The sequence below is a fragment of the Desulfohalobium retbaense DSM 5692 genome, from assembly GCF_000024325.1.
Lineage (GTDB): Bacteria > Desulfobacterota > Desulfovibrionia > Desulfovibrionales > Desulfohalobiaceae > Desulfohalobium > Desulfohalobium retbaense.
Window position 1 is genome coordinate 2,190,044 of sequence record NC_013223.1, and the last position, 25,035, is coordinate 2,215,078.

General features: G+C 61.0%; 27 protein-coding genes and 2 tRNA genes. 8 read left to right on the plus strand and 21 right to left on the minus strand.

The genetic code is table 11. The features are described from left to right. Positions 1–499 precede the first annotated feature (499 nt). The 17 genes from DRET_RS09515 to DRET_RS09595 form a co-directional block, all read right to left on the minus strand. Positions 500–1,234, minus strand: a complete 735-nt coding sequence (locus DRET_RS09515) for an outer membrane protein assembly factor BamD (protein ID WP_015752333.1) — start codon at positions 1,232–1,234, stop codon at positions 500–502. Next, positions 1,224–2,156, minus strand: coding sequence for a thioredoxin-disulfide reductase (trxB, locus tag DRET_RS09520; protein WP_015752334.1), 933 nt, complete (start codon positions 2,154–2,156; stop codon positions 1,224–1,226). Before trxB ends, DRET_RS09515 begins: the two co-directional genes overlap by 11 nt. Before the next feature lie 2 nt (positions 2,157–2,158). Continuing rightward, complete coding sequence (gene trxA, locus DRET_RS09525; RefSeq protein ID WP_015752335.1) at positions 2,159–2,479, minus strand: thioredoxin; 321 nt, start codon at positions 2,477–2,479, stop codon at positions 2,159–2,161. Positions 2,480–2,592: 113 nt separating this feature from the next. Further along, positions 2,593–3,678, minus strand: coding sequence for a tRNA (adenosine(37)-N6)-threonylcarbamoyltransferase complex transferase subunit TsaD (tsaD, locus tag DRET_RS09530; protein WP_015752336.1), 1,086 nt, complete (start codon positions 3,676–3,678; stop codon positions 2,593–2,595). Further along, positions 3,678–4,682 (minus strand): class 1 fructose-bisphosphatase, encoded by a 1,005-nt coding sequence (gene fbp / locus DRET_RS09535; protein WP_015752337.1) that lies wholly within the window; start codon positions 4,680–4,682, stop codon positions 3,678–3,680. The genes tsaD and fbp overlap by 1 nt, the downstream gene beginning before the upstream one ends. Next, on the minus strand, positions 4,670–5,470 hold the full coding sequence (locus tag DRET_RS09540) for a hypothetical protein (RefSeq protein ID WP_015752338.1): 801 nt from the start codon (positions 5,468–5,470) through the stop codon (positions 4,670–4,672). Before DRET_RS09540 ends, fbp begins: the two co-directional genes overlap by 13 nt. 52 nt (positions 5,471–5,522) lie before the next feature. Then, on the minus strand, positions 5,523–6,437 hold the full coding sequence (locus DRET_RS09545; RefSeq protein WP_015752339.1) for a tetratricopeptide repeat protein: 915 nt from the start codon (positions 6,435–6,437) through the stop codon (positions 5,523–5,525). After that, entirely contained in the window at positions 6,427–6,783 is a 357-nt protein-coding gene (locus tag DRET_RS09550; RefSeq protein WP_083777224.1) for an FtsB family cell division protein, read from the minus strand. The genes DRET_RS09545 and DRET_RS09550 overlap by 11 nt, the downstream gene beginning before the upstream one ends. Positions 6,784–7,020: 237 nt before the next feature. After that, the gene (locus tag DRET_RS09555) at positions 7,021–7,278 is read right to left on the minus strand and encodes a hypothetical protein (RefSeq protein ID WP_015752341.1); all 258 of its coding nucleotides are present in this window, start codon (positions 7,276–7,278) and stop codon (positions 7,021–7,023) included. Next, positions 7,275–7,922 carry a zinc-ribbon domain-containing protein gene (locus tag DRET_RS09560; protein ID WP_015752342.1) on the minus strand — a complete coding sequence of 216 codons (648 nt, stop codon included), beginning with the start codon at positions 7,920–7,922 and terminating at the stop codon, positions 7,275–7,277. Before DRET_RS09560 ends, DRET_RS09555 begins: the two co-directional genes overlap by 4 nt. 64 nt (positions 7,923–7,986) lie before the next feature. After that, positions 7,987–9,168: a type IV pilus twitching motility protein PilT gene (locus DRET_RS09565; RefSeq protein WP_015752343.1), complete on the minus strand. Its 1,182-nt coding sequence runs from the start codon at positions 9,166–9,168 to the stop codon at positions 7,987–7,989. Positions 9,169–9,170: 2 nt separating this feature from the next. Continuing rightward, a complete protein-coding gene (locus tag DRET_RS09570) occupies positions 9,171–10,253 on the minus strand; it encodes a type IV pilus twitching motility protein PilT (RefSeq protein WP_015752344.1) in 1,083 nt (360 codons plus the stop codon). Between the two features lie 48 nt (positions 10,254–10,301). Beyond that, positions 10,302–10,862 carry a CDP-diacylglycerol--glycerol-3-phosphate 3-phosphatidyltransferase gene (gene pgsA, locus DRET_RS09575; protein ID WP_015752345.1) on the minus strand — a complete coding sequence of 187 codons (561 nt, stop codon included), beginning with the start codon at positions 10,860–10,862 and terminating at the stop codon, positions 10,302–10,304. After that, positions 10,843–11,442: a lytic transglycosylase domain-containing protein gene (locus DRET_RS09580; protein WP_015752346.1), complete on the minus strand. Its 600-nt coding sequence runs from the start codon at positions 11,440–11,442 to the stop codon at positions 10,843–10,845. Before DRET_RS09580 ends, pgsA begins: the two co-directional genes overlap by 20 nt. Before the next feature lie 115 nt (positions 11,443–11,557). Next, positions 11,558–12,448: an Mrp/NBP35 family ATP-binding protein gene (locus DRET_RS09585; protein ID WP_015752347.1), complete on the minus strand. Its 891-nt coding sequence runs from the start codon at positions 12,446–12,448 to the stop codon at positions 11,558–11,560. After that, the gene (locus DRET_RS09590) at positions 12,441–13,268 is read right to left on the minus strand and encodes a DUF368 domain-containing protein (RefSeq protein WP_052293295.1); all 828 of its coding nucleotides are present in this window, start codon (positions 13,266–13,268) and stop codon (positions 12,441–12,443) included. Before DRET_RS09590 ends, DRET_RS09585 begins: the two co-directional genes overlap by 8 nt. Before the next feature lie 202 nt (positions 13,269–13,470). Then, positions 13,471–14,133, minus strand: coding sequence for a protein-L-isoaspartate(D-aspartate) O-methyltransferase (locus DRET_RS09595; protein WP_015752349.1), 663 nt, complete (start codon positions 14,131–14,133; stop codon positions 13,471–13,473). A gap of 194 nt (positions 14,134–14,327) precedes the next feature. Between DRET_RS09595 and DRET_RS09600 the strand changes: the two genes are divergently transcribed. After that, positions 14,328–14,792, plus strand: coding sequence for a CBS domain-containing protein (locus DRET_RS09600; protein ID WP_015752350.1), 465 nt, complete (start codon positions 14,328–14,330; stop codon positions 14,790–14,792). 156 nt (positions 14,793–14,948) lie between these two features. On the opposite strand, the gene DRET_RS09605 is transcribed toward DRET_RS09600, so the two are convergent. Beyond that, on the minus strand, positions 14,949–15,425 hold the full coding sequence (locus DRET_RS09605; protein ID WP_015752351.1) for a hydrogenase maturation protease: 477 nt from the start codon (positions 15,423–15,425) through the stop codon (positions 14,949–14,951). Positions 15,426–15,790: 365 nt separating this feature from the next. Between DRET_RS09605 and DRET_RS13085 the strand changes: the two genes are divergently transcribed. Continuing rightward, positions 15,791–17,200, plus strand: a complete 1,410-nt coding sequence (locus DRET_RS13085; RefSeq protein ID WP_015752353.1) for a cell envelope integrity TolA family protein — start codon at positions 15,791–15,793, stop codon at positions 17,198–17,200. Positions 17,201–17,301: 101 nt separating this feature from the next. Here the strand turns inward: DRET_RS13085 and DRET_RS09615 are convergent. From DRET_RS09615 to DRET_RS09620, 3 genes are all read right to left on the minus strand, one after another. Next, positions 17,302–17,393 (minus strand) — tRNA-Ser (locus DRET_RS09615). Positions 17,394–17,494: 101 nt separating this feature from the next. Continuing rightward, positions 17,495–18,919 (minus strand): ATP-binding cassette domain-containing protein, encoded by a 1,425-nt coding sequence (locus DRET_RS13090; RefSeq protein WP_015752354.1) that lies wholly within the window; start codon positions 18,917–18,919, stop codon positions 17,495–17,497. A 109-nt stretch (positions 18,920–19,028) separates the two neighbouring features. Then, positions 19,029–19,121 (minus strand) — tRNA-Ser (locus DRET_RS09620). Positions 19,122–19,501: 380 nt separating this feature from the next. Between DRET_RS09620 and DRET_RS09625 the strand changes: the two genes are divergently transcribed. The 6 genes from DRET_RS09625 (at position 19,502) to DRET_RS09650 (ending at position 25,014) form a co-directional block, all read left to right on the plus strand. Next, complete coding sequence (locus tag DRET_RS09625; RefSeq protein ID WP_015752355.1) at positions 19,502–20,674, plus strand: aminotransferase class I/II-fold pyridoxal phosphate-dependent enzyme; 1,173 nt, start codon at positions 19,502–19,504, stop codon at positions 20,672–20,674. Beyond that, positions 20,675–21,967, plus strand: coding sequence for a homoserine dehydrogenase (locus DRET_RS09630; protein WP_015752356.1), 1,293 nt, complete (start codon positions 20,675–20,677; stop codon positions 21,965–21,967). A 71-nt stretch (positions 21,968–22,038) separates the two neighbouring features. After that, positions 22,039–23,235, plus strand: coding sequence for a 2,3-bisphosphoglycerate-independent phosphoglycerate mutase (apgM, locus tag DRET_RS09635; RefSeq protein WP_015752357.1), 1,197 nt, complete (start codon positions 22,039–22,041; stop codon positions 23,233–23,235). After that, positions 23,232–23,663, plus strand: a complete 432-nt coding sequence (locus DRET_RS09640) for an acyl-CoA thioesterase (RefSeq protein ID WP_015752358.1) — start codon at positions 23,232–23,234, stop codon at positions 23,661–23,663. The genes apgM and DRET_RS09640 overlap by 4 nt, the downstream gene beginning before the upstream one ends. Next, on the plus strand, positions 23,633–24,502 hold the full coding sequence (locus DRET_RS09645; RefSeq protein ID WP_425248166.1) for an amidohydrolase family protein: 870 nt from the start codon (positions 23,633–23,635) through the stop codon (positions 24,500–24,502). The genes DRET_RS09640 and DRET_RS09645 overlap by 31 nt, the downstream gene beginning before the upstream one ends. Further along, on the plus strand, positions 24,499–25,014 hold the full coding sequence (locus DRET_RS09650; protein WP_015752360.1) for a hypothetical protein: 516 nt from the start codon (positions 24,499–24,501) through the stop codon (positions 25,012–25,014). Before DRET_RS09645 ends, DRET_RS09650 begins: the two co-directional genes overlap by 4 nt. Positions 25,015–25,035 lie beyond the last annotated feature (21 nt).

Genomic DNA, 25,035 nt, shown 5'->3' on the forward strand with positions numbered 1-25,035 from the left:
AATTTTTGCCGAACAGATCGAGCCTCAAGCACAAAACTGTATTCCACGCCCTTTTCCAGGCCGAGGCAAAATTCCGGAATCGGAGCCCCAAGCACACCCCAATCCGGTTCCGGGATTTTGCCACCGGTCTGGAAAGTTCCTGCGCCCGTGAGCAATCGGAGCTTTCGCTACGCGCAACGCCGAACGATCGAGCCCCCAACCCCAAACCACACCTCGCGCCTTTTTCCAGGCCGAGGCAAAATTCCGGAATCGGAGCCCCAAGCACACCCCAATCCGGTTCAGCCTAGTTCAATACAGCCCGGTCACGGGATATAAAAAAGCGGCACGAGGCCGCTTTTTTATATCCCATAGAGATATCGCCGGAATCCGACAACTCAATGCCGCCAGAAATCCGAAATGTCTGCAGGTAAGAAGAGAAGATGGTACCGAAGAATCACTCCGTGTGTCCGCCTGGGAAAGGTCACCCGCTGTGTCACCTCGCACCAGTGGTGACGAGCTGTTAGAGCCAATCGAACCACTGCTTCCAGCTGCCCTGCTCCTCTTCCCGCTTGGTCTGCGAGCGATGCTGCTGGTAGCGCAAATAGGCGATCTCCTGTCGATCCCGGGCGTAGTCCTGGATTTTCGGCAGTTCGGCAAATTCCTCAGCGACATAGGCGTAGCGTTTCCAGGCTGCTCCAAAATCCTCTCGGCGCCAATAAAAATCCGCCACGAACAATTCGTGCTCGGCCTGGTAACGGCGGCATTGAGTGATATAGTCACCCGCCTTCTCGGCATACGGGGTTTCAGGAAATCCCTGCTGAACACGGCGAAAATACTGCAATGCCTCTTCCATATTGGTCTGCGGCCGGTCGATGGAATCAAATTGCTTGAAATTCGCCAAGCCTATCTGGAACAGAACATGGGGAATGGCCTTGTGCCGTGGATGTAAGGACTCGAACTCCTTATAAGTGTCCACTGCGGCCTTGTATTGTTCGTCCAGAAAATAGGCGTCGCCCAGGGCGAGTTCCGCGTCGGGTGTATAGGGACTAAACGGGTAGCGTTCCTTGAGTTTGGTAAAATACTCAATCGCCGCGTCGTAATCCTTCTCAGCCATAGCCGCCCGGCCGGCTTCAGCCAATTCCTGGGCTGTGTCTTCCGGAGGCTTCAAGAAGAAGTAATCCACCGTGCCACAACCCATGCTGCCCCAGAGAAACAGGAGCAGCAAAGCGGTCAGCAACGTCTTTTTATTGCCCATTGTTCATTTCTTCCACGTAAAGGCCGGCAGCGTGGGCGGCGGTAGCCCCATCGCCAACAGCGGTTGAAACCTGGCGGCATAATTTGGAACGCACGTCCCCGGCCGCAAAGACGCCGGGCACGTTGGTCCGCATCTCGGCATCGGTAACGACGAATCCCGCCTGATCGCAGGTGATATTTTCCGAGACATATCCGGACAAAGGCTGGGTGCCGACAAAGATGAACACCCCTTGGACGTCCAGATCGCGGGTTTGTTCGGTCTTGACGTTCTGGACCCGTAACCCATGGATCTCGTCGCTGCCCAGCAGTTCTGTGGGCACCGTGTCGAGCAGGATCTCCACATTCGGAGCCTGCCGCACCCGGTCCTGATTGAACTGGCAACCCCGGAAATCGCAGCGCCTGTGGATCAGATAGACCTTTTGGGCCAGCTTGGAGAGATACAAGGCGTCTTCGAGGGCAGTATTCCCGCCGCCGATACAGGCCACGGTCTGGTCTTTGAAGAACTGCCCGTCGCACAGTGCGCAATAGGAGACACCCCGGCCGGTCATTTCCTCTTCGCGGGGCAGGCCCAGACGCTTATATTCAGCTCCGGAACAGAGGATAAGCGTTTTGGACTGGATGGTGTCGTCTCGAAAACGGATCGTGTGCACGCCGTCTCCGTTCGTCTCCAGTCCGGTCACCTCCTCAGTGTAGCTGTCATAGGAGAACCGTTCCAAATGCTTGGCGAAGAGATCGGCCAATTCGTAGCCTTTGATTCCCTCCGGAAAACCAGGATAGTTGTCGATTTGCTCGGTGCGCAACACCTGGCCGCCGGGAGCCATGGCTTCCACCCAGGCGCATTGCAGCCCGGCCCGCATGAGGTACAACAGTGCCGTCATGCCGGCCGGGCCACCACCGATCACAGTGGCATCATATATTTGCATTCCTACAGGGCCTTTTCGCTCAGAAGATCCTTGATGCTGGCCTTGGAAACCGCACCGGTCAATTGTTCCACAACTTCACCATTTTTGAACAGAATCAACGTCGGGATAGCCCGGATTCCGTACTTGTTCGGCGAAGTCGGATTTTCGTCCACGTTCATCTTCATGATCTTCACGCGACCGGTGTATTCTTTGGCCAACTCCTCGATAACCGGAGCGATTGCGCGGCAGGGACCGCACCACGGGGCCCAAAAATCCACCAGGACCGGCAGATCGCACTGGAGCACTTCACTTTCAAAATTGGCATCAGTCACTTGATTGGCCATGGGTATCTCCTTTTCGCTCTTTGCCCACAATGGGCTTTCTCGCATTAACTCGAACACCAAATACACCTGTCAGCTAAGCAATGCATTCAAATTAGGGTCGTTATGCGGCCCTGTCAACTCGCTTCGGCGTTCGGGAATCGACAATAATCCCAAGGCAGTTGCCGCCCCCGCGGGACCGCTTCGAGATCGAGATCATGCCCCAGTCCGGCCTCAGCGAACAAGGCTCCGGTATAGGCCACCATCGCCGCATTATCCGTACACAAGGACAGCGACGGCAAGACAAGTTCAACACCCATCTCCTGGGCCAGGGAAGCCATCTCCCGTCGCACTGCGCTGTTGGCCGCCACCCCTCCGGCCACGATCAGTTGCCGGGCCTGAGGGCCCCGCTCCAGGGCCCGCTTGGCCTTGATGCACAGGGCGCGGGCCACGGCGTGGTTGAACGAAGCACACAGCCGGCTCAGCTCGGGCCGCTGCCGCCCGATTTCGGTCACCTCGTCCACGTCGGGCATAGCGGGCAGCCGCAGGTCCGGGTGGCGCTGGATGTGCTGGGCCGCCGCCGTCTTCAACCCGCTGAAACTGAAATCCAGATTGCGGTTGTCCACGTAGGGGATGGGCAAAAGTTCCGGATCCGGGACACCAAGCGCTCCCAACTCATCGATGTGCTTGCCGCCGGGATACGGAAGATTAAGGAGTTTCGCCAGCTTGTCAAAGGCTTCACCCGCCGCGTCATCCAGGGTCGAGCCGAGCATCGTGGCCTCTGTCGGGCTGTTGAGGGCATACAATTGCGAATGCCCGCCCGAAACAAGCACCCCGAGACTGGGGAAACACAACTCCCGCTCCAGTCCCGGGGCCAGGAGGTGTCCCAGCAGATGGTTGACCCCAATCAGCCGCGCCCCAGTCGCCAGGGCCAGCCCTTTGGCAAAGCCGAGACCGACCAGCAGACTGCCCAAAAGTCCGGGGCCGCGAGCCACGGCCACAACGTCGAAATCCTCCGGGGCCAGGCCGGTGCGCTGCAACAAGGACTGCCATAACGGGTCCAGGACCCGGAGGTGTTCCCGGGAGGCCAGTTCCGGAACCACCCCCCCGAAAACCGAGTGCATCGCCCCTTGCGTGGCCAGTTCCTGGGCGATCAGCTGCCCCTCCTCAACCACGGCCAGGCCGGTTTCGTCGCAAGAGGTCTCAATGCCCAGAACGCGCATCACGTCCCTTGGTCCAAAATCTGTTGGGCCAGGACCACATTGCGTTTGGAGCCGATAAAAAGCGGCACCCGGTCGTGGAGTTCTTCGGGCTCGATATCCAGGATCCGGCGCACCCCATCGGTGGCCATGCCGCCGGCCTGTTCAACGACCATCGCCAGCGGCGCCGCTTCGCACAGCAGACGCAACTTGCCCTTGGGCTTTTTGGGGTTGCGATAATCCTTGGGGTATAAAAACATGCCACCGTAAAAAAGCGTCCGGTGGAAATCAGCGACCAACGACCCGATATAGCGCAGGCTCGCCCCGCCGAAGGCATTGTCCGGGTCCTTCAATGCCGTAACCACTGCCCGGGTCTGTTCGTCCCAATGCGGCCAGTAGGCCTCGTTGACGGAATAGACCTTCCCCATCCGCGGGATCTCGATATCCGGATGGCTGAGCAGAAATTCGCCGACGCTCGGGTCCAGAGTAAAGCCGTGCACGCCGCGTCCGGTGGTGTAGACCAGCATAGTCGAGGAGCCGTACAGGAAATAGCCGGCGGCCACCTGTTCGGTGCCCCGCTGCAACACATCTTCGACACAGGGATCACCACCGCCTGAGCGCCGCCGGTAGATGGAAAAAATCGTCCCGATGCTCACGTTGACGTCGATGTTGGAGGAGCCGTCGAGGGGGTCAAAGACCAGGATATAGTCACCGATGGCGAATTGACTCGGGATGGGGATCACATCGGCGTTTTCCTCGGAAACCATAGCGCAGAGGATACCCGCGCGCTCCATGCGGTGGATGAGCACCTTGTTGGCAAACTCGTCGAGCCTTTGGACCTGCTCGCCCTGGACGTTGACATCCCCTGTCGCCCCCAGGGCGTTGACCAGTCCGGCCTTGTTCACTTCCCTGGAGATGATTTTGGCGGCCAAAATGAGTTCATTGAGCAGGCGGGTGAACCGCCCGGTGGCCATGGGGGACTCTTTTTGGTGCACAAGGAGATGTTCGGTAACGGTTACTTGTCGCATGAGGCCGTCTCCTCAGCTTGGGCAGTGGCTTGGTCTCGGGAGGTCACCGCATACAACACCGGGTCTGGACCGATATACCGGGCCGTCCACACGATCTCACGCCCGTTGTGCTCCAGTTCACCGGCCACATTGTCAGCCAATATCTCCTGCCACGACGGGGACAGGACCGCTTCCGGGGTCAGGGCTGGACCGGCCCAGAGCAATTCCTGGGGCGTAAAAAACAGCAATCGGGTCGACAACGGGCTCTGTCCGGCGAGACTACGCGGGTCAAAATGGGCCACGATAAGCCCTTGCCAGACGTTGTCTTTGAAAAACGGCTGCGTCAGACAGCACTCGGCCCCCAACGGATTGCGCTGGACCAGCAGCCGATTCTGCCGTTCCGCCCAATCGCCCTGGTCATTGCGCACGAAATCGGTAGTGATCTGTTTGATCGGCTGCTCGGGATAACGGTGCACGACCTCCCCTTGGCGATCGATGACCACGATGCCGTTGAGCCAGGAAAACCGGTCCATCTGGGAGGCGAGCCAATCGTCTGAGGGAAACGACTCCTGGGTTTCCATCTGCCGCAACACCTGGTGGAGTTGGGCGTCGACCGGGGTGAAGGCCTGGGCCAGTACCCGTTCACTCGGGGCACAGTCCGCCTCTTTGTCCAGATCGATCTCCGGATCGACATTGACATACGATTTATAGACGCCGTGAGTGGTTTCCACGGTCTTGTTCCACGTCGAGCAGCCGGCCATAAGGGCCAAAACCGCGACACTGAGACTGCAAAGAAGAATTGAACGCACCAAAGGGCCTCCCCCCACGCTTTTCATTGTAACCGGGATCTCAAGCACCCGGCTATTCCGGTTTTTCCTCGGGTTCCGAACCGCGGGCCTCCAGACGCTGGGCCAAGTGCTGCAGGGTGCTCAAAAGGTCCTGACTGTCCTGCTGTTCCTGGCTCTCCTGGCGTTGGCGACGGACTTCCTCCAACCGGCGGGTCAGTTCCTCACGCTCGCCAGGGTCTGATGTCCGCTGCAAAAGATCGCTATAAATGGCCTCGGCCTCAGCGCACTCCCCTTGTTGAGCCAGAATCGCGGCCATCGTCTTGGTCCGCACCGGGGCACGCTCCGAATCATAGGCTTCCTCGAATGGATCCGGCTCCTCCGCCGCTGGTGTCTCCTCAGGCCAGGAGACATCCGGCCATTCGGGATCCGCATCAGGGCCTGTCGCCTTCTGCGAGTCAGCGGGAGACTCCGAGGGCGCAGCCGGAGAATCCTCCTCGGCCGAAGGGGCCTCGACCACCGCTTCCTGCGCCCCGGCATTGTCCGCATTCTCCGGCGACGTTTGCTCCTGGGGCGACGGTGCAGGTCCAGCGGGCTCGGTCACGGCGTCCAGTCCGGCCCGGAGCACCGCTTCCAGGCTGCCTGCCTGTTTCTGGACGACGGCACCGGCCAGGGCAAGGGCGGTGGACGCGTTTTCCTCGCCGCAGGCTTGCGCCCATAACGGCCACAAACACGGCGTGCGCTCCAGGTTGTCCAGCACCGGCTCCAAGCTTCGGGCCGCCTCATCCTGACGGTCCTGCTCCCAGTACAATTGCGCTTGGAGCAGGCGGGCCGGAAAATGTTCAGGGTGATTCTGCAACCCGTCGGCCAACACGGTCAATGCCTTCTCCGGCTGGCCGGCGTCGCGATACAAAACCGCCAAAGAATAAAAAAGTTTGGAATGGGGTTCCAAAGCGAGGATTTCTTCATACCACGAAATCTTATTGTCCATGAGCATCCTCCCGGTCGGGCGCTTGCCTGGGAAATACATACAACACTTCGTCTGGATGGACGTACCGCCCTTCGGCGCGCAGGGTATAGGCGAGATAGCGGCTGTTTTCCTGCAAAAGGCGGATCTCCCGGCTCAAGCGCCGGTTTTCTTGCTGCACAGCGCTGATCCGGTTCTCGAGGGTCTGCTGTTTGTGCCGCATATCCCGGTAGTGGATGATGCCGTTGTCACCCGTCCACAGCGTGTAGGCCAAGGCCGCGTTCACTGCGAGGACCGCAATGACGCCGATTTTCCAACGCATCGGGGTCGCTTCCGCTCCGGTTCGAGTCGTCGCCTCCTTTGTCGCCATCACCGTCCTCTAACCGATTCATCCCCCGCCGTCTTCTTCGGCTCGAAACCTTCAGCTCGACCGAGGGTAACGCGACCGCCCCGGGGCGTGCGTATTGGCAAATACTGGCTTCGCAGCCCGCTCAACACCTTCGGGGCCAGCACAAAATACTCCAGGGCCGCAGCGCACCCAGCATCCATAAATGGGGTGTGGCCCATTATGCCGCTGTCTGTCACCGGGGGATGGCCGAGGCTCCGGTCAGTGGCAATGGGGACCCAAAGAGGGCCAGCTCCCCAGGATATCCTGCAATTCTTCCAGAAAAACTGTCGTCGCCTCTTCCACCCGCACCACTTCGTCTTCGTTGAGTTCCCGCCGCCGGACCCTGTGCATCAATTCCTTGAGTTCCCGGAAATCGGCCTGCAGTTCTTCATCGAGTTCGAGTTCCGCGAGTTGCGGCTCCAATTCCAGGATAGTCTGCAGACAAAATTGCAGACGGGCCTGGTAGATTTTCCTCATACCTTCGCCGCCTCCAGCTGTTTCTCCGCTGCCTTCCAAGGCTCAAGGCGCCGCAGGAAAGCTTCGTAGGCCTGAACCAGCAGGGTCGGGGCCTCGGCCGCCTCCTCCCGTTTCAGGCAGCAATCCACACCGCGGAAAAAGGCGTGTTGGGGATCAAAACTGGCCGTTTCGGGGGTTATCAGCACGCACAGGGTCTGCCGGCGGGTCACGCCCTGCACGCGGCCGAGTTCGTTGAGCAGCTCGGCAGATTCCGCTCCCTGTTCAATAACCACCGCCCGGTAGGCGGTATAGCGCAGTTTGAGCACCCCCTGCTCGGCGGAATCCGTGCGGCTCAGATACAAACCGTTTTCCTTGGCGAACATTTCCACCGCTTCGGCCCAGCGGCTGTCCTGAACAAAGGCAAAGAGCACCTCGGCGCCGGGCGGAAAATATTCGTCCTCAGCCGGCAATGGGGGCAGATCAGGTTCGGGCGCAGGGGAAAACTCGTCCTCTTGGGGCTGCTCCGTTCCACTCACCGGCTCGGACCGTTCGACCACCACCTTATTGCCACACGACGGACACGTAAACTTGAACCGTGGCGCCTGAGGCAATTTCTCGTCGGGAAGATTGATCTCCCGACCGCATTGTCCGCATTCAACCTGCATGGTCTCTCCCCAATGAGTGACAGTGGGAACGGCCCCAGGAACTCGCCTTGGGGCCGCAGAGGTATCAGGGGCCGTTCAACACGTTTTGCTCGTAATCCAGGTCCAGCTCGAGACCATCGATGTCCGTGACTCGCTCGCCCCGCTCTGATTTGATCCGGTCGATGAGTTTTTTCAGCCTCGATTTGTCCGAGGCGTGCAGCAAAGCGACATCCTCGGAAATGAGGCCCCGGCGGTAGAGATCTAGCAACGACTTCTCGAAGCTGAACATCCCCACCGCCTCACTGCTGCCGACCACGGAAGCAAAGGTGCGCTCCTCATCTTCCCCGTTGATGATCAGATCGCGGATACGCAGGCTGCGGCGCAGCACTTCGAAAGCCGCCACCCGGCCCCGCCCGTCCTGGCGGGGCATCAAACGCTGGGAGATGACGAATTTCAGACTCTCGGCCAGCCGTCCCCGGACCAGACGTTCCTCGCTGAGTTCAAACATACCGATCATACGATTGATGGTCTGCCCGGTGTCGCTGGTGTGCAGGGTCCCCAGGACCAGGTGGCCCGTCTCGGCCGCATCCATGGCAATGCCCACGGTCTCCCGGTCCCGTATTTCCCCGACCAGGATGACTTTGGGCGCCTGACGCAGCGCCGCCCGCAACCCGGAGGCAAAGGTCGCGAAGTCCACCCCGAGTTCCCGTTGATTGACGGTGCCGCGCTGGTGGGGATGGACATATTCCACCGGATCTTCAAGGGTCAGGATATGCCCCGGCATGGTGGCGTTGATCTCGTTGACCAGCGCTGCCAGAGAGGTTGTTTTTCCGGTGCCTGTGGCCCCGGTGACCAGCACCAGGCCGTATTTTTCCTGGGCGACTTCGTAAAAGATTTCCGGCAATCCCATTTCCTGGATGGTCGGGACGTCGTGGGGCAGCCTGCGCATGACCACGGCCAGATTGCCCTGCTGATGGAAAATATTGACCCTGAACCGCCCTTGGCCGCGGATGGCGTAGGCCAAATCGCAGGAGCCGGTGCGCACCAGATCGGTGTACAACCGCAGATTGTCCCCGATCATGCAGGTCGCGATCTCCTCGACCTGAAAGGGCAAAAGCGGACCCAGGCTGGGCCGCAAGGGGATATCCGTCAGCGAGCCGTAGACTTCGGCCTGCGGCGGCTTGCCCACGGTGAAGAGGATATCCGACGTGTCAGGGGCATAGGCGATGGCTTGGGAAATGATCGTGTCGAGTTGGGCCCTGAGCATGACTACACCTCGGTGAAATCTTCTGGTGACTCGGTCAAAAACGGCCTGAATTTGTCCTTGTTGACGGCCTTGTTGTAGGCCGCTGCCGGATCGATACGACCGAGTTTGAGCTGCTCCATAATGGCGTCGTCCAGGGATTGCATCCCGAATTTCCGCCCCGTCTCAATCACGGAATTGAGCTGAAAGATCTTGTTTTCCCGAATGAGGTTGCGCACCGCCGGGGTGGCGATCAGGACTTCCAGGGTCGCCACTCGGCCTTTGACATCGACACGCTTGAACAGATTCTGGGCCACGATGGCCCGCAGGGAGTCGGCCAGACTGGAACGGATCTGCCCCTGGTGCTCGCCGGGGAAGACCTCGATGATCCGGTCGACGGTCTTGGGCGCGGAAATGGTGTGCAAGGTCCCGAAAACAAGGTGGCCTGTTTCAGCGGCTTCCAGGGCCAGCTCGATGGTCTCCAGATCCCGCAATTCGCCGACCAGAATGATGTCCGGGTCTTCACGCAGAGCGCCCCGCAGGGCGGATTTGAAGCTGAGGGTATCCCGTCCGACTTCACGCTGGTTGATAAGGCAATTGATGGGCCGGTGGACAAATTCGATGGGGTCTTCGATGGTCAGGATGTGATCGCGGCGGTTGCGGTTGGCGTAGTCGATGATCGCGGCCAGGGTCGTCGACTTCCCGCTGCCGGTCGGCCCGGTGACCAGGACCAGTCCCTTGGGCAGTTCAGCGAGATTCTTCAACACCTGCGGCAACCCGAGGTCATCAATGCTCAAGATCTCCTGGGGGATTTCCCGGAAGACCGCCCCCACGCCCAGGCGCTGGCGGAAAAAATTGACCCGGTAGCGGGCGGTGTTCGGGACTTCATAGGCGAAGTCCACGTCCCCGGTTTCTTCAAATTCTTTGATCTTCGGCTCAGGAGTAATCTCGAAGAGCATCTTGCGCAGCTCTTCGTTTTCCAGGGTTTTGAATTTGATCCGCTGCAATTCGCCCTGAAGACGGATGATCGGCTGGGACCCGGTCGACAGGTGCAGATCCGACGCACCCAACTCGTTCATCATTTTGAAAAAAGCATCGATTTGAGCCATTTCACCTCCTCAAGGCTGCACACCAGCGGCATCACGAATGGGCGGGCATCAAGCGGCCCCGAGTTGCCCGGACTCCCGCATGCTCTTAAAAAAATTGCGCAGATAATTCGCTCCGGAAAAAACGGTCAATACGACCGCGGCCCACATGAGCCCCATGCCCAGCGGCTGGGGATCAAACCCCCACCAGGTATAGTGCAGCAACAGCGGGCAGAGGGCGACAATCTGGACGATGGTCTTCAATTTTCCGAAGCGGTCCGCAGCAATGACCGTCCCCTGTTCCACGGCAATGGCCCGCAGACCGGTAACCGTCAGTTCGCGGCAGATGACGACCACCGCCATCCAGGCCGGCAGCCAATGCAGCCAGGCCAACATGACCAGAACAGAGACAATGAGCAGTTTATCCGCCAGAGGATCCAGAAATTTGCCCATCGTGGTCACCAGATTGTAGCGGCGGGCGATCAACCCGTCGAACAAATCCGTCAACGAGGCCAGGACAAACAGGAGCATGGCCAGCACACAGACGCCTCGCCCTGGAAAATACAAAAGCACGACGAGAAATGGGACGGTCAGGATACGCAGTAGGGTCAGATTATTCGCGAGATTGAACATGGTCGTTTCCGGCTTTGAGTTCCTGGTAGCGGGACATCACTTTACGCACATACCGTTGGGTTTCCTTGTACGGGGGGATACCATCATAACGGCGCACCCGTTGCGGGCCGGCATTATATGCGGCCAGGGCCAGGGGGAGTTCGCTGAACTGGCCCAACAACCCCTTGAAATACCGTACCCCAGCTTCAATATTGGCCGCAGGTTCGAAAGGATCCATGAGCCCCAGATCCTGCTGCGTCTCGGGCATGATCTGCATCAATCCCTGTGCTCCGGCCGTGGACACGGCTTGAGGCCGATAATCGGATTCCGTTTCCAGCACAGCCTGAATGAGATGGTGGTCCACGTCGTGCAAGCGGCTGAATTTCCGGACCAGCCCCAGAATTTCGGTCCGGTCGGCGCCCGTTTTGGAGGCGAACAGGGAATAGAGCTTGAACTTGTTCGAGGAGGGGAGATCGGTGAAATGGGTCACGCCCTGTTCATCGCGATAGTAATATATGGACCCGCTGTGGGCCGGAAGGGGAGGCCCCCCCAGCAGGGCGGCACAACACACCGCAAGGATACAGCGCACAATCGAACGCATATCTGTCAGCTCCTCGAGGAGGCGTTCTCAGAATAATCCTTGTCTCTTAGTGCCAGGACTGCCTGAAGAAAGCAAGGCCAGGGCAGAGAAAAGCCGCCACCCCGGCCTTGCAGCCCTATTGGCCCTGCACAGAGACAGCTTCGAGGCTGTTCTGAGCTGCTTCGGCCACAGTGGCGGAGAGGCGTTGAAAGGCGCGCTTGCTCGGCAGGTCCTCGTCCATGAGCACCACCGGCGTGCCCAGGTCGCCGGCCACGACACTGGCCGGATCCAGAGGCACTTCACCGAGGAAGGGGACATGCTGGCTCTCGGCCAGTTCCCGACCGCCACCTTTGGCGAAAAGGTCGATCTCCTGACTGCAGTGGGGGCAGACCAGCCCGCTCATATTCTCGACCAGCCCGAGGATATTGGCTTTGGCGTGCTGCAAGAAATTCAAGGCCTTGCGCACATCGGTCAACGAGACCTGCTGCGGCGTGGTGACCACCACCGACAGGGCGTCTGGAATGGTCCGCAAGACAGTCATCGGCTCGTCACCGGTCCCGGGCGGGGAGTCGATGACCAGGAAGTCGAGTTCGCCCCACTGGACATCGGAAATAAACTGCCGGATGGCCGACGTTTTCATCGGCCCCCGCCAGAGGATGGCCTGGTTGTCGTCCTGGAGCAGAGACTGCATGGAAACCACGCCGAGGTTGTCGTTGAACCGTTTGGGCTGCAGCAGCCGGCCCCGTTCGATATCCAGCTGCCCCTTGAGCCCGAGGAGGTGGGGAACCGACGGGCCGTGGATGTCCACGTCCATCAGCCCGACCTTATAGCCGAGTTGGGCCAGTCCGGCCGCAAGATTGACGGCCACGGAGCTTTTTCCCACCCCGCCCTTGCCGGACATGACGAAGAGCTTGTATTTGATCTTGTCCAAAGTGGAGGCGATGAGCTGATCCTGCAGGGCCTGATTCGCCCCGCCCCCCTGCTGCTTGCTGGAGCAGCTGCCGCACGATTGTTCCGTTTCACTCATGTTGCTTGTTCTCCTTCCCATGCGCCAAACGCGCAATACTGACTACAAGGGCAAATCCTGCGCCCATACACACAACGATCACGCTCAGGGACACATCTGCAGCGCCCGGCGCGGCCCACGGCCACAGGGTCCGCACAGCTCCGAGCATGAAACCGGTCAAAAAGGCCAGGGCCACAGCCGGGAAACGGCGCAGCCACCAACGCAGCAACCGGGAAAAAACAGCTATACCGCACAGACAGCCAAGCGCAAAGGCGCCCAGTCCCTGGAGGGCTTCGAGCCGGAATGGATCGCGTAACAGACCGGTGATAAATTCATATTGGCCCAGCACCAAAAGCAGAAACGCGCCGCTGACCCCCGGCATGAGCATGGCGGAAATCGCCACTGCTCCGCTGAAGAACACCGCCAGCCACGCGTGCGAGGCGTCCACCGGGACCAGCCCGGTCACGAGCCACCCCCCGATGATCCCCAGCAACAGGGTCGCCACCACGCTGCGCCGCCAGCCAACGATACGTCCGCCGATCACCCAGGCCGAGGCCACGACCAGCCCAAAAAAGAAGGCGAAGACCAGAACCCGGTGGGTCTGGAGCAGGGTATGCAGCAGGCCAGCCATGGAAACCACAGCGCCCCCCACTCCCAGTCCGAGCGCGATAAGAAAATCGAGTTGGACATGGGCCGCGGCCTGGCGGAAACGGCGCGCGGCAAGCAGGCGCACGAACCGGAAATCAAAAGCCGCCAGAGCGCTGAGCAACCGTTCGTAGATCCCGGTGATAAAGGCCATCGTTCCCCCGGAGACACCGGGGACGATATCAGCGCTGCCCATCAGAAACCCCTTGCAGACTGTGCCGGCATAGGGAAGCAGCGAGGCGGTCTTGGCGGTCGTTTTCCGGTTTGCACTCAAAATGGATACTCTCAATCCCAAAAATTATTGAAGTCACAGTCCCGCACTTGGCTGGGGGCACCGCTCACGCTCTTTTCCCAGGACGCGGGCGCAATTGCCGAACCGGGGAGGCTACTGCCTCGCATCACCACCCATGCGACCCCACCAGATCCACAAAGGAGACATTGCCGAGTTCCTGCTTGAACACCTTGCCCTCGTCTTTGCGAAGCCGGACCAGACGCTGCTGACGCTTTCCGATGCCCACTGGGACAAGCATGACGCCCTGGTCGGTGAGTTGGGACAACAGCGGCACAGGAATCTCCGGTCCTCCGGCTGTGACCAGGATGCGATCAAATGGGGCCTCTTCAGGCCATCCCATCGTGCCGTCGTCCAGCTTCAACCGGACCCGATGGTACCCCAGGGCCTGCAGCCGACGCCAGGCATTGCGGTACAAAGGCCGTATCCGCTCCACGGAAAAAACATCCGCTCCCATCTCCGCCAAAACGGCCGCCTGATAGGCCGATCCGGTCCCGATCTCCAGGACTCTGTGACCGGACTGGACCTGAAGATACATGGTCATCATGCCCACGACATAAGGCTGAGAAATGGTCTGCCCGCAGCCGATCGGCAGCGCGTTCGGCCCGTAGGCCTGTCCTTGAAGGGCCTCGTCCACAAAAAGATGGCGGCGCACGGTGGACATGGCCGCCACGACCCGCGGGTCGTCCACACCGCGGGCCAGGAGGTGTTCACGCACCATGCGCTCCCGGCACCGGCGTTGATCGGGGATAAGGGAAGATTCAGAATTCATGGAGAACCTTGACAGCCTCCGGAAAAATGCGGTTTTTTGCAAAGTAGGCTCCCGCCCGCCCCAAGGCGCCGGGAGCATCCGGTCCGAAGCGGTCCGAAAGGAAAGGACCGCTCTGAGGCCCCATCCCGGCTGACCCGTCTGGGGCAGCCCCTGTCAGGAAAGACACCTCTCATCTCTTCGTCAAGGAGCCAACTATGTGGAAAGTGCGCGATGTCATGACTCCCGACCCGTATGCCATGCGGGATTCGGACGACCTCTACCTGGCACGTTCAATCATGCAACTCGGCCGTATCCGGCATATCCCCATCGTCGACGAGGACAATCATTTCCGCGGCCTGGTCACGCATCGCGATATCCTTGAGGCCACGGTGTCCAAACTGGCGGAGGTCGACCACTCCACACAGGCCGAGCTGGACGCCAGCATTCCCATTGAGGCCATCAAACGCACCGACGTCAAGACCGTCACCCCGGATACCTCACTGCGCGATGCAGCGGAAATCCTCTACAAACACAAATACGGCTGCCTGCCGGTCGTGGAAGGAGAAATCCTGGTCGGCATCCTGACCGAGGCGGATTTCCTCAAATTGACCATGCAGCTCATGGACAGCCTTGACGCGGACGGCAGCACCGAGTTCACCCCCACCCAGCGGACACCCTGAATGAACCTCCCCGCCGGACCGGAAATTTTCCGGCCGGCGGGGCAACACGGCCAGCCGCGAGGCGCTGCCGGAACGAGCCCCCGTGCTTTGGCTGGTGATCAATTCCGCATCTCGCAGAGTGGACGACCAGCACCAGACGGCTGGGAGGCTGCGGTTTCAGCTGTCCCGGTGCTGCGGCAAAAAACGCTGCAATTCTTCCCGGGCGTGGTCGACAAAGGCCGGGAAATGGCCCCGGAGTGTCTCGGACAGGGAGGTCCCCCAATCCGAGCCCGACGGCTCCATGCCGAGCAGACAGAATTGAGGCTTTTGCCCCATGAGTTCCGCGGTGTACAAGCAGTGCAGGACATCCTCCCGAGACCAGGACACCCCGTCGCCCCAGCCGGCGTCGAGATCCTCTTCACCCAGCCGGTAGACGGTCCCCGGCTCATGACCGCCCTGGAAACTGTCGAGGACCAGGACCGCCGAAAAATCCTTCAACGCTCCGAATTCCTGAAACGAAAAACCGTTGTCGTCGGCAAAGACCACCTCCTCAGGCCAGCCTTCCCGATAGAGAGTTTCGAGCGCGTGCACCCCGACTCCGGCGTCTTGGCGCAGGACATCGCCCATCCCCAAGACCAGGATTCGCTCTGACATACACCCTCCCGATAAGCTAAGCAGGTTCAGTATGGCCCATTGCATGCCGGGCCTGGGAACCGGTGCAACTCGCGCGTCCCAGTTCGCCTCCCGCCTTCAGGCATGCCCTGGCAGGGGAAAGGACCGCACGGCTTTGGATCCGGGCATATTCGCTGTCAGCCCAAATGTCCAGAGCAGGACCACGGCTTGGGCCGAGGCCATGGACGAACAGCCTCCAGCGGCGTAGACTCTCTCTGTCAATCCGTGCCTCAGCCGAACCACGATTCCCGTGGCCGCTGGGGCAGCAACCCGCCGAATCCGGCCTTGCCCAGCCCGGATTCGACCAATTTCCGGCCCGCTGCGACGCCGGACAGGAGAAGGCGGCCATGCGCCTCCTGTGCATCGTACTTTCCCTCGGCCTCCATGCCGGGTTGCTCACTGTGCTGCTCTTCGGGGTTGAGCTGACGCCCCAGCCTTCCGTGCGCCCGCTTCTGGAAATGGACCTCGTCGATCCGGTGGCGGCACCCCAGGCAGCGCGGACCGAACAGCCACAGCCCCCAGAGCCCTCTGCGGCAGAGAAAGCACCGCCGAAGCCCCCTCCTGAGCCGCCGGATAAACCACCTCCCCCGGAAAAACCGGACCTTGCGCCGGAGTCGCCAAAGACCAGTCCCCGGTCTACGCCACCGCCGCCCCCTGCCTCCAAGGACATCGCTGCGGCCGAACCAGCACAGAGCGAGCCCGAACCGGCTCCGCCTGTTTCTGCCTCACCGCCTGCCGACACGGCCCCGCTCCCCAAAAGCGCCACAGGCGTCGTCGTCAAAAATGAACACGGCGACCGCCTCAAACACGGTGCGGAAGCCCGGGGACTCCAGGCCCTGGCGGCCAAAGAGTACCGGCCGAAAGATTACGCCGGGCATTACAGCACCATCGGCAAACGGCGGGTGAGTATTATTGATGGGCGAGAGACCTGGGGCAGACTCATTCTCTACGACAGCCAGACCGGATTGCTGCGGACCCTGAAGCCCTTTGCCAAACACATTTACACCTACGGCCCCGCCTTTTTGACCGACGAACCGATCCAGGGCTCAGTGACCTTTATCCCCAGCGACGACGATGTCTCCCGGTTCATCTGGCTCCCGGAAGAGGGACCCGCGGAATTTCCCAACCGGATCGAGCCGCCGCAGACAGCAATAACCGTGCGCTACGGGCAGACCGAACTTCCGGCCCAGGTCTTCAATATGGCTCAGGCCCGGCAGCGCCCCCTGGTCCTGGTAGCCATGCGGACCCGGAACCGCTCGTTGGCCCTGGCCCACCTTCTGGCCAGCCAAGGCCTCCGGGTCTGTGCTGTTAACCAGCAGAGTTGGCACCACGGCAAGGAGCTGCCCGGGACCATGCGCCAAGCCCGCAACCTTTTGCAAACCATGAAAACAGTGCGCCAAACGCATCCCGGCGGCAATGCGCACATCTGCTTGTGGACCGAACCGAGCGTCTGTCCGGCGTGTTTTCGGGCCGCTGGCCTGGCCCGCCAGGTCAAGCGGGTCCTGGTCCAGGTGGATCCTGACGCGCCCTGTCCTCACGAGTGCCCCACGGGGGCCGGCCTGTCCGCCCCGGTGGCCTGGATGCTCCCGCCGGCAGAGGCCTCGTCATGCACCGCCCGGTTGCGGCCGCGACTCGAGGCTGAGTCCGAGCAGATCACGCTGTTGCCCTGGGGCAACGATGCCAGTGCCCCCCGCCGCCTGGACGCGGCCATCACCTGGTTGACTCACTCGGATCAGGATTCGTCAGGCACCTCATGACAAACGATTGCAAGACCACCGCCTTCCGCAACCGTATCCGCCATGCTCAGCATAGAAAAAGGGGTTGGAGCCAAACTGGCTCCAACCCCTTGTGGTCGTTGTGGCGGAGAGGGAGGGATTCGAACCCCCGGACGGGTCGCCCCGTCTGCGGTTTTCAAGACCGCCGCCTTTAGCCGGACTCGGCCACCTCTCCGTGAAGAGCTTGTGCTTAGCGTAAATAGGCTCTCCTGACAAGGGTGCCTGCGCAGGAGTCAGGCACGAAAGACAGGCCGAGATGGCCTCCCTCAAGCGAGGTCATCGCGATTGCAAGCCGGAATCACGGACTCTTCCCCCCGAGACCCACAGGACGTGATCGGTCCCGGCAAAACAATCGGCCTCAGCGTGGGCGCTGTACACGACTGCGACGTTGCGGGCGATATGCTCCTGGACCACCTCGCGGCAGACAGCCCGCCCCCAGGCATCCAAGGCCGTGAAAGGCTCGTCCAGAACGAGCAGGGACGGGGCTCCGGCCAAGGCCCTGGTCAGAAGAACCCTTTGCTGTTGGCCTGAGGACAAATGCGCAAACGGTCGCTCCTCGAGTCCCTGCAAGCCGAAGCGGCACCACAACTGCCGGGTTTCTCCCGCGTTGTGCCCGGCAATAGCGCCGGCTGGGAGGTTGCGGACAAACAGCTCGATCCGTTGATCGGGAAAAACCGCTCGGATTCGGGTCTCGCGTCTGGCCCTGTCGCTTTGGGCCGGCAAACAGGGGTATTCTCGCCCCTGCCCGGCATATGGCGGGGCGTCGCCGCTGACAAGTCGCAGCAATGTCGTCTTGCCGGCGCCGTTGGGTCCTCGCACCGCCCAGACCGTGCCCGCCCGGATGGCCAAAGAGACGGGTCCCAGCAGATCCCTGCCCTCGTGCCGGACCCGGGCCCCGCTCAAGCGGACCAGCACACGGGAATTCGTCGGCTCCCCCGTCGTTGCCCCAGCAGATGCACCCGGTTTTGCTGCAGCCCCTTGTTCGGCAGTCTGTCGCATCGGGCCAGCGATGATGCGCCCCTGATCCAGGGTGATTGTCCGCCCGATCCATTCCGGACAAGCCCATGGCTGCGGTGTGGCCAATAACGCATGGGCCCCCAGTTGCACCGCCGTGTGCAGGGCCTGCCAGAACAGATCCCGCGATGGCCCATCAAGACCCGAGGTGCATTCGTCCAGGAACAAAAATCGCGGCCCACCGCTCATGGCTCTGGCCAGAAGGACCTGCCACTGCTGCCCCTGCGAAAGTCCGGCAAATGAACGCTCGGCCAACTCCTGCAGCCCGAACCTCTCCAGGGTGGTCCAGACCTGCATTGCGTCGGCCTCAGACAAAGGGACGTATACAAACGGGGTGTTCGTGAGCCCGGTGGCAACCACTTCCCAGACCGTGACCCGGGCCTGTCGTCCCTGGTAGGCGAGTTGCTGCCCCGGAGCCACCCAGGCGCCGTGGTGTCGCACCGGAAGCGGACTCGTTGTCCTGCGGCCCTGGAGGATATATTCCCGGCACGCCGGATCGGTCGGCCAGACAAGGCCGGCGCACAATCGCAAAAACGTCGATTTGCCCGCGGCATTGGCTCCGGTAACCACGACATGTTCGCCGGGATACAGGGCACAATCCAGACCGGTGAGCACGGTCGTGCTGCCCAGACGGACCCGGGCTCCGGCCAGGCGCAACCATGGACGGCACTGATCACTCTTCTGCACTTGTGTAGCCCTTTTTCTCCAAGCAGCGCTCAACGAGCTGCGGCATCGTCCGAAATCGGCCCCAAACACAAAATCCCGGCCTGCACCAGACCGGGATTTTGAGCAAATATGGCGGAGAGGGAGGGATTTGAACCCTCGAACGGGGGTTAACCCGTTACTCGCTTAGCAGGCGAGCGCCTTCAGCCAACTCGGCCACCTCTCCGCAAGAAGGAGTAGTGTGTAGCTGTCTCCCGGCCTGAAGTCAACCCGTTTTGCCACCGCCCGGCACACGGGCACATCCTTTGACAGCCGGATATTTTCGCGGCTATTGTTGGAGTTTACACCTGAATCCGCGCATGAAGGCGATCCTTTCCCCTGGTTCTGAAGCCTTGATCCCGGCCTGGACGCTGCCCGCACCGGCTGGGAGGCGGTGACCCCTGGCGGCTCCGCGCCTGATTCCGGAACTCACGCCCTGGAATCCAGAGGCGGGAGGCACCACCGGCGAACAGGAGTCTGCACCCCCAAACGTTTTTTTTCCAGGTCGGGGCGCCATTTCAGAACCGGACTACCGGAGCCGGGTTTTATTCCAAGAAGGAGTCGTTTATGCACCAATTCCCACGCATGGACCGTTTGCCTCCCTATGTCTTCGCCGTGGTCAACGAACTCAAGATGCAGCTGCGGCGTCAGGGGGACGACATTATCGATTTGGGCATGGGGAACCCGGATCTGGCCACCCCACAGCACATCGTGGACAAAATGTGCGAATCCGCCCAGAAATGCGTCAACCACCGCTATTCCGCATCCCGGGGCATCCCCAACCTGCGCCGGGCTATTTCGGACTGGTACGCCAGACGCTACGACGTGCATATCGACCCGGACAGCGAAACCGTGGTCACGATGGGCGCCAAAGAGGGACTCTCCCACTTGGCCCTGGTCATGCTCAGCCCCGGTGATGTCGTCTTTGCTCCGGACCCGACCTATCCCATCCACACCTACGCATCCATCATCGCCGGGGCGGACGTCCGCCGCATCCCCATCGCCAAGGACCGCGACTTTTTCAACGATCTGCTCATGGCCACCAAGCAGACCTGGCCGCAGCCGAAACTGCTGATCATTTCCTACCCCCACAACCCGACGACAGCGGTGGTGGACAAGGCCTTTTTCCAGAAAATCGTGGATTTCGCCAAAGAACACAATATGTACGTCATCCACGACCTGGCTTACGCCGACCTCGCCTTTGACGGGTACCGGCCCCCGAGTTTTCTCGAAGCCGAGGGGGCCAAGGATGTCGGCGTGGAATTCTTTTCCATGTCCAAAAGTTACTCCATGGCGGGCTGGCGCGTTGGATTCTGCAGCGGCAACAAAGAAATGGTCCATGCTCTGACCCGGATCAAAAGTTATCTGGACTACGGTATCTTCCAGCCGATCCAGATCGCCTCGATCATCGCCCTGAATGAAGACCAGCAATGCGTTCAGGAAATCAACGACGTCTACCGCGAACGGCGCGACACCCTGGTCAACGGACTCAACCGCATCGGATGGAAAGTCGAACCGCCGCAGGCGACCATGTTCCTCTGGGCCCAGATACCCGAGCAATTCCGGTCCATGGGCTCGGTGGAATTCGCCAAACTCCTGCTCAGAGAGGCCAAGGTCGCTGTTTCACCCGGACTCGGATTCGGTCACTACGGCGACCAGCACGTCCGCTTCGCCCTTATTGAGAATCAACATCGGACCAAACAGGCCATTCGCGGTTTGAAAAAAGTTATCGGGGGATAAATGGCACACGACATGGTCAAACTGGGATTGGCCGGCTACGGTACCGTCGGCACCGGCCTGGCCCGCATCCTGGAGGAAAACGGCGACTGGATCGCGCGTCGCCTCGGCAAACGCCTGGGCATCACAAAAGTCCTGGTGCGCAACCTCGACAAAGGCCGCGCCTTCCCGCCAGGGCCGAAGACCACGTTCACCACCTCAATGGAGGAACTGGTCAATGATCCGGAGATCGACATCGTCGTCGAACTCATGGGCGGCATTGAGGCCCCGTACCAGCTGATCCGCAGTGCGTTAGAAAAAGGCAAGCCCGTGGTCACCGCCAACAAGGCCCTTTTGGCCGAGCGCGGACCGGAACTGTTCGCCCTGGCCAACCGTCAGGAGCTGGGCCTGTACTACGAAGCCAGCGTGGCCGGCGGCATTCCCATTGTGGAGACACTCAAGCAGAGCCTCGCCGGCAACAAGATCAAGACCTTGACCGGGATCCTGAACGGCACGGCCAATTTCATCCTCTCAGAGATGACGGCCACAGGAATGGACTTCACCGATGCCCTCGGCCTTGCCCAAGACAAAGGGTACGCCGAAGCCGATCCCGAACTGGATATCGAGGGTATGGACGCGGCCCACAAACTCTGCCTGCTGATCCGCCTGGCCCACGGCCAGGACTATCCTCTGCACGACCTTCCGGTGCAGGGCATCACCGGCATGCACCCCTTTGACATCGAAATGGCCCGCGACTTCGGCTACCGGATCAAGTTGCTGGCCCAGGTCAAAGACCGTTCCGGCCATCTCCAGGCCGGCGTCTTTCCGGCCCTGATCAAGGAAGACCATATTCTGGCCAAGGTCGACGGCCCGTATAACGCCATCCTGCTCGACGGCAACGCCGTGGGACCGATCATGCTCTACGGCCAGGGCGCCGGTGATCTCCCCACCGGTAGTGCGGTCCTGGCGGACATCATGGCCCTGGCCCGCAAAACAGCGCCGAACAACACCGGGTTCATCGAAGAATCCTTGCCCAAGGCCCAGATTCTGGCCCCGGAACAGACGGTTTTCCGGCACTATTTCCGTTTTACGGTCAAGGACCGCCCAGGTGTCCTCTCGACGATTTCCGGCATCATGGGCGAGCGCAACATCAGCATCGCCCAGGCGGTGCAAAAGCAGGAGCCCCAGGGTGGCGGCGTCCCGGTGGTCTTCTTCTCGCACGCCGCTCAACTCAAGGATGTCCGTGACGCACTCAGTGAAATTGACGGACTCAGTTTCGTCTGCGCCCCGACCGTGCACTACCGGATCCTGAGCTGATCTTCGGGGCGGACCCGCCGGACATGGAACAGGGCCGGCCTTTGTTCAACTGTCGACTCCAGGAAGGTGGTATGCTTCCCAAAATCGTTTTTTGTATTGCCGACGGCATGGGCGATTATCCCGTCCCCTCCCTTGGTGGAAAGACTCCCCTCGAAGCCGCGGAGACCCCGGAACTGGACGCGCTCTGCCCCAACGGTCTGCAGGGGCAGGCCCAGACCATCCCCGAGGGCATGGGCCCGGGCTCAGACGTGGCCAATATGGCCCTGCTCGGGTATCCCCCGCGGACGTACCACACCGGCCGGGGGCCCATCGAAGCCGCGGCCCAGGGACTTACGCTCGCCTCCAACGACATTGTCTGGCGGCTCAACCTGGTCACCACCGATGGGTGGACGCCGGAAGCGGTCCTGCGCGATTACGCCGCTGGCCATATCGATACGGCCACGGCGCGGGATATGATCCTTGAACTGAACGAGACCTTCGGCGACAGCACCTGGCAACTCGTCCCCGGCATCCAGTACCGCCATCTCCTGGTCCAAAAAGGGGGTGCGGACAGTCCGGAAGCTGAACTCGCCATCCGCCCGCCCCACGATATCCTCGACCAGCCCATTGGCGCTGATCTCGAGGCTTTTGGTTCCAGTCCGGCGCTCAAGACGTTGCTTGCCTCCTCGGCCGAACGTTTGGCAAGCCGGGGCGGAACCGCCACGGCCCTTTGGCCCTGGGGCCAGGGCAAGTCGCTGCATCTGCCCGATTTCAGTGAACGGTTCGGCCTCAAGGGCCAAGTGGTATCGGCTGTGGATCTGGTCAAGGGACTGGGACGCGCCGCCCAGATGGACGTGGCGGAAGTGCCTGGGGCCACTGGTCTGCTGGACACCAACTACGCCGGGAAAGTCGAGGCCGCGCTGGAATTTCTCGACCAGGGCGATTTTGTCTACCTCCATGTCGAGGCCCCGGATGAATGCGGTCACGCGGGCGACCCCGAGGCCAAGCAAGAGGCCATCGCCCGCTTTGACAGCCGCGTTCTCGCGCCCCTGCGCCAGGCTCTGGGGCAGACCGCCTATTTCATGGTCGCTTGCGATCACCTCACACCGGTCCGGGAACGCACCCACACCAGCGATCCTGTCCCCTTTCTGCTCTCCGGGCCGGGGCTGCGCCCGAACACCGCGCACAGCACGTTCACCGAAGCCACGGCCGACAGCGCCGAACTCAGCCTGTCCGCGGGAGAGGACCTGCTGCCGTTTGTCCTCAAAACCATCGCCGATCTGAAATGAGCGCCGAGACAAACGCTTTTCCCCAGCCGGAATGCACCTGGGTCCACCGTGTCTCCTACGGCGAAACCGACGCTATGGGCGTGGTTTATTACGCCAATTATCTGCACTGGTTCGAACAGGCACGCTCGTTTTTCATTCGCGAACACGGGATGAGCTACAAGGAGATCGAAGCCCGCGAAGTCGCCTTGCCGGTTCGCGAAGCCCACTGTCGCTACCGCAGCCCAGCCGGCTACGAGGACCAAATCGCGGTACGCACCGGGATCAGCGAATGGCGCCGGGCCTCCTTGACCTTTGTCTACCACATCCACAACACAAGCCGCGGCAACGTCCTCATGGCCACCGGGACCACCCAGCATGCCTGCACCAATCCCAGCGGCCGGCCCATGCCGGTGCCCCAATGGCTCAAAACCATCGTACTCAGCCCATGATCCGCTGCGACGTCCACACCCACGCCTTCCATCCCAAAATCGCCGACAAGGTCCTGGCCCAGTTGGAAGCCCATTACGGCATCCCGGCCGTGGGCAACGGGCGGATCGAGGATCTCTTGCAGCGCATCCATGCCGCCGGTCTGGACCGGGTGGTTGTCCATAACGCGGCGACCAGCCCCGACCAGGTTATCCCGGCCAACAACTGGGCCATTGCGTTGCAGCGTCGCTACCCGGAAGTCATTGCGTTTGGCACCGTCCACCCCGATTTCCCCCGCTGGCCCGAACAGCTCGACCGGTTAGAGGCAGCGGGCATTGCCGGCATCAAGCTCCATCCCGACTTTCAGGGCATCGGGCTCGACGACCCGCGCATGGGGCCGATTTTCGAGGCCCTGGAGGGCCGCTTTATCTGCATGCTCCATGTCGGTGACACCCTGCCGCCGGAGCGCAATCCCTCCAGTCCCCGCAAGGTGGCAAATGTGCACCGCAATTTTCCTGGCCTGTCCCTGATCGCGGCCCATTTCGGCGGCTATCTCCATTGGGATGAGGTCATCGCCCATCTGGCCGGGAACAACGTCTATCTCGACACGTCTTCGGCGCTGCCGTTCATACCCCAGGAGCAGTTGGATACCATCGTCTCCCGGCACCCCAGAGAACGCCTCCTGTTTGGCAGCGACTATCCGCTTTTTGACCCAGGCCAGGAGACGGTCCTGCTCAACTCCCGTCTCCAATTCCGGGAACAGGAGTGGGAACAGTTGTGGCGCAACGCGGCCGAACTGTTCGCTGGCATCCTCTCCCCCGCATCTCAAACCACAGACGAACTCTCGAGACACACATCATGAAACACCTTCCCGCTACGCCCTTACGGGTGACGCCGTTTTTCGACCTGGAAACCTATATGCTCCTTTCCGGACAACGGCGCATCGACGCCCAGAGCGCTCAGGACCTCGAAACCCTCTGGCACGAGGCCTTTTCCCATCTCAACGTGTACCAGCTGGGAGAAAAAAAAGGGTACCTGGTCGTCTATCTCGACGAACAATTCGAAGCCAAGGCCGACGCCGAATGGACGGACGCCCCCCATTCCTCCTATCAGCGACAGACCGTGGGCCAAGCCGTGATCATGGCCGCGGTCAATGAACTCCTGCCGGATGCTGGCTGGGCCGGTTGCGCTCCGGTCCCGGAACCGAACAAGATCCTCAAGCGTTCCCTGGAAAAAATCGGCCTGAGCTTTTCCAACCAAGGCGTTTTGAGCGCCAAATACGGCATTCTCACCCCCATGCCCTATGCCGGCGGCTGTGAGAGTTGCTTTCTGGAAAACTCCTGCCCCAAGCGCCAGATGGCCAAACAGGGATAAAAGGAAAACTCCCCCCCGCAC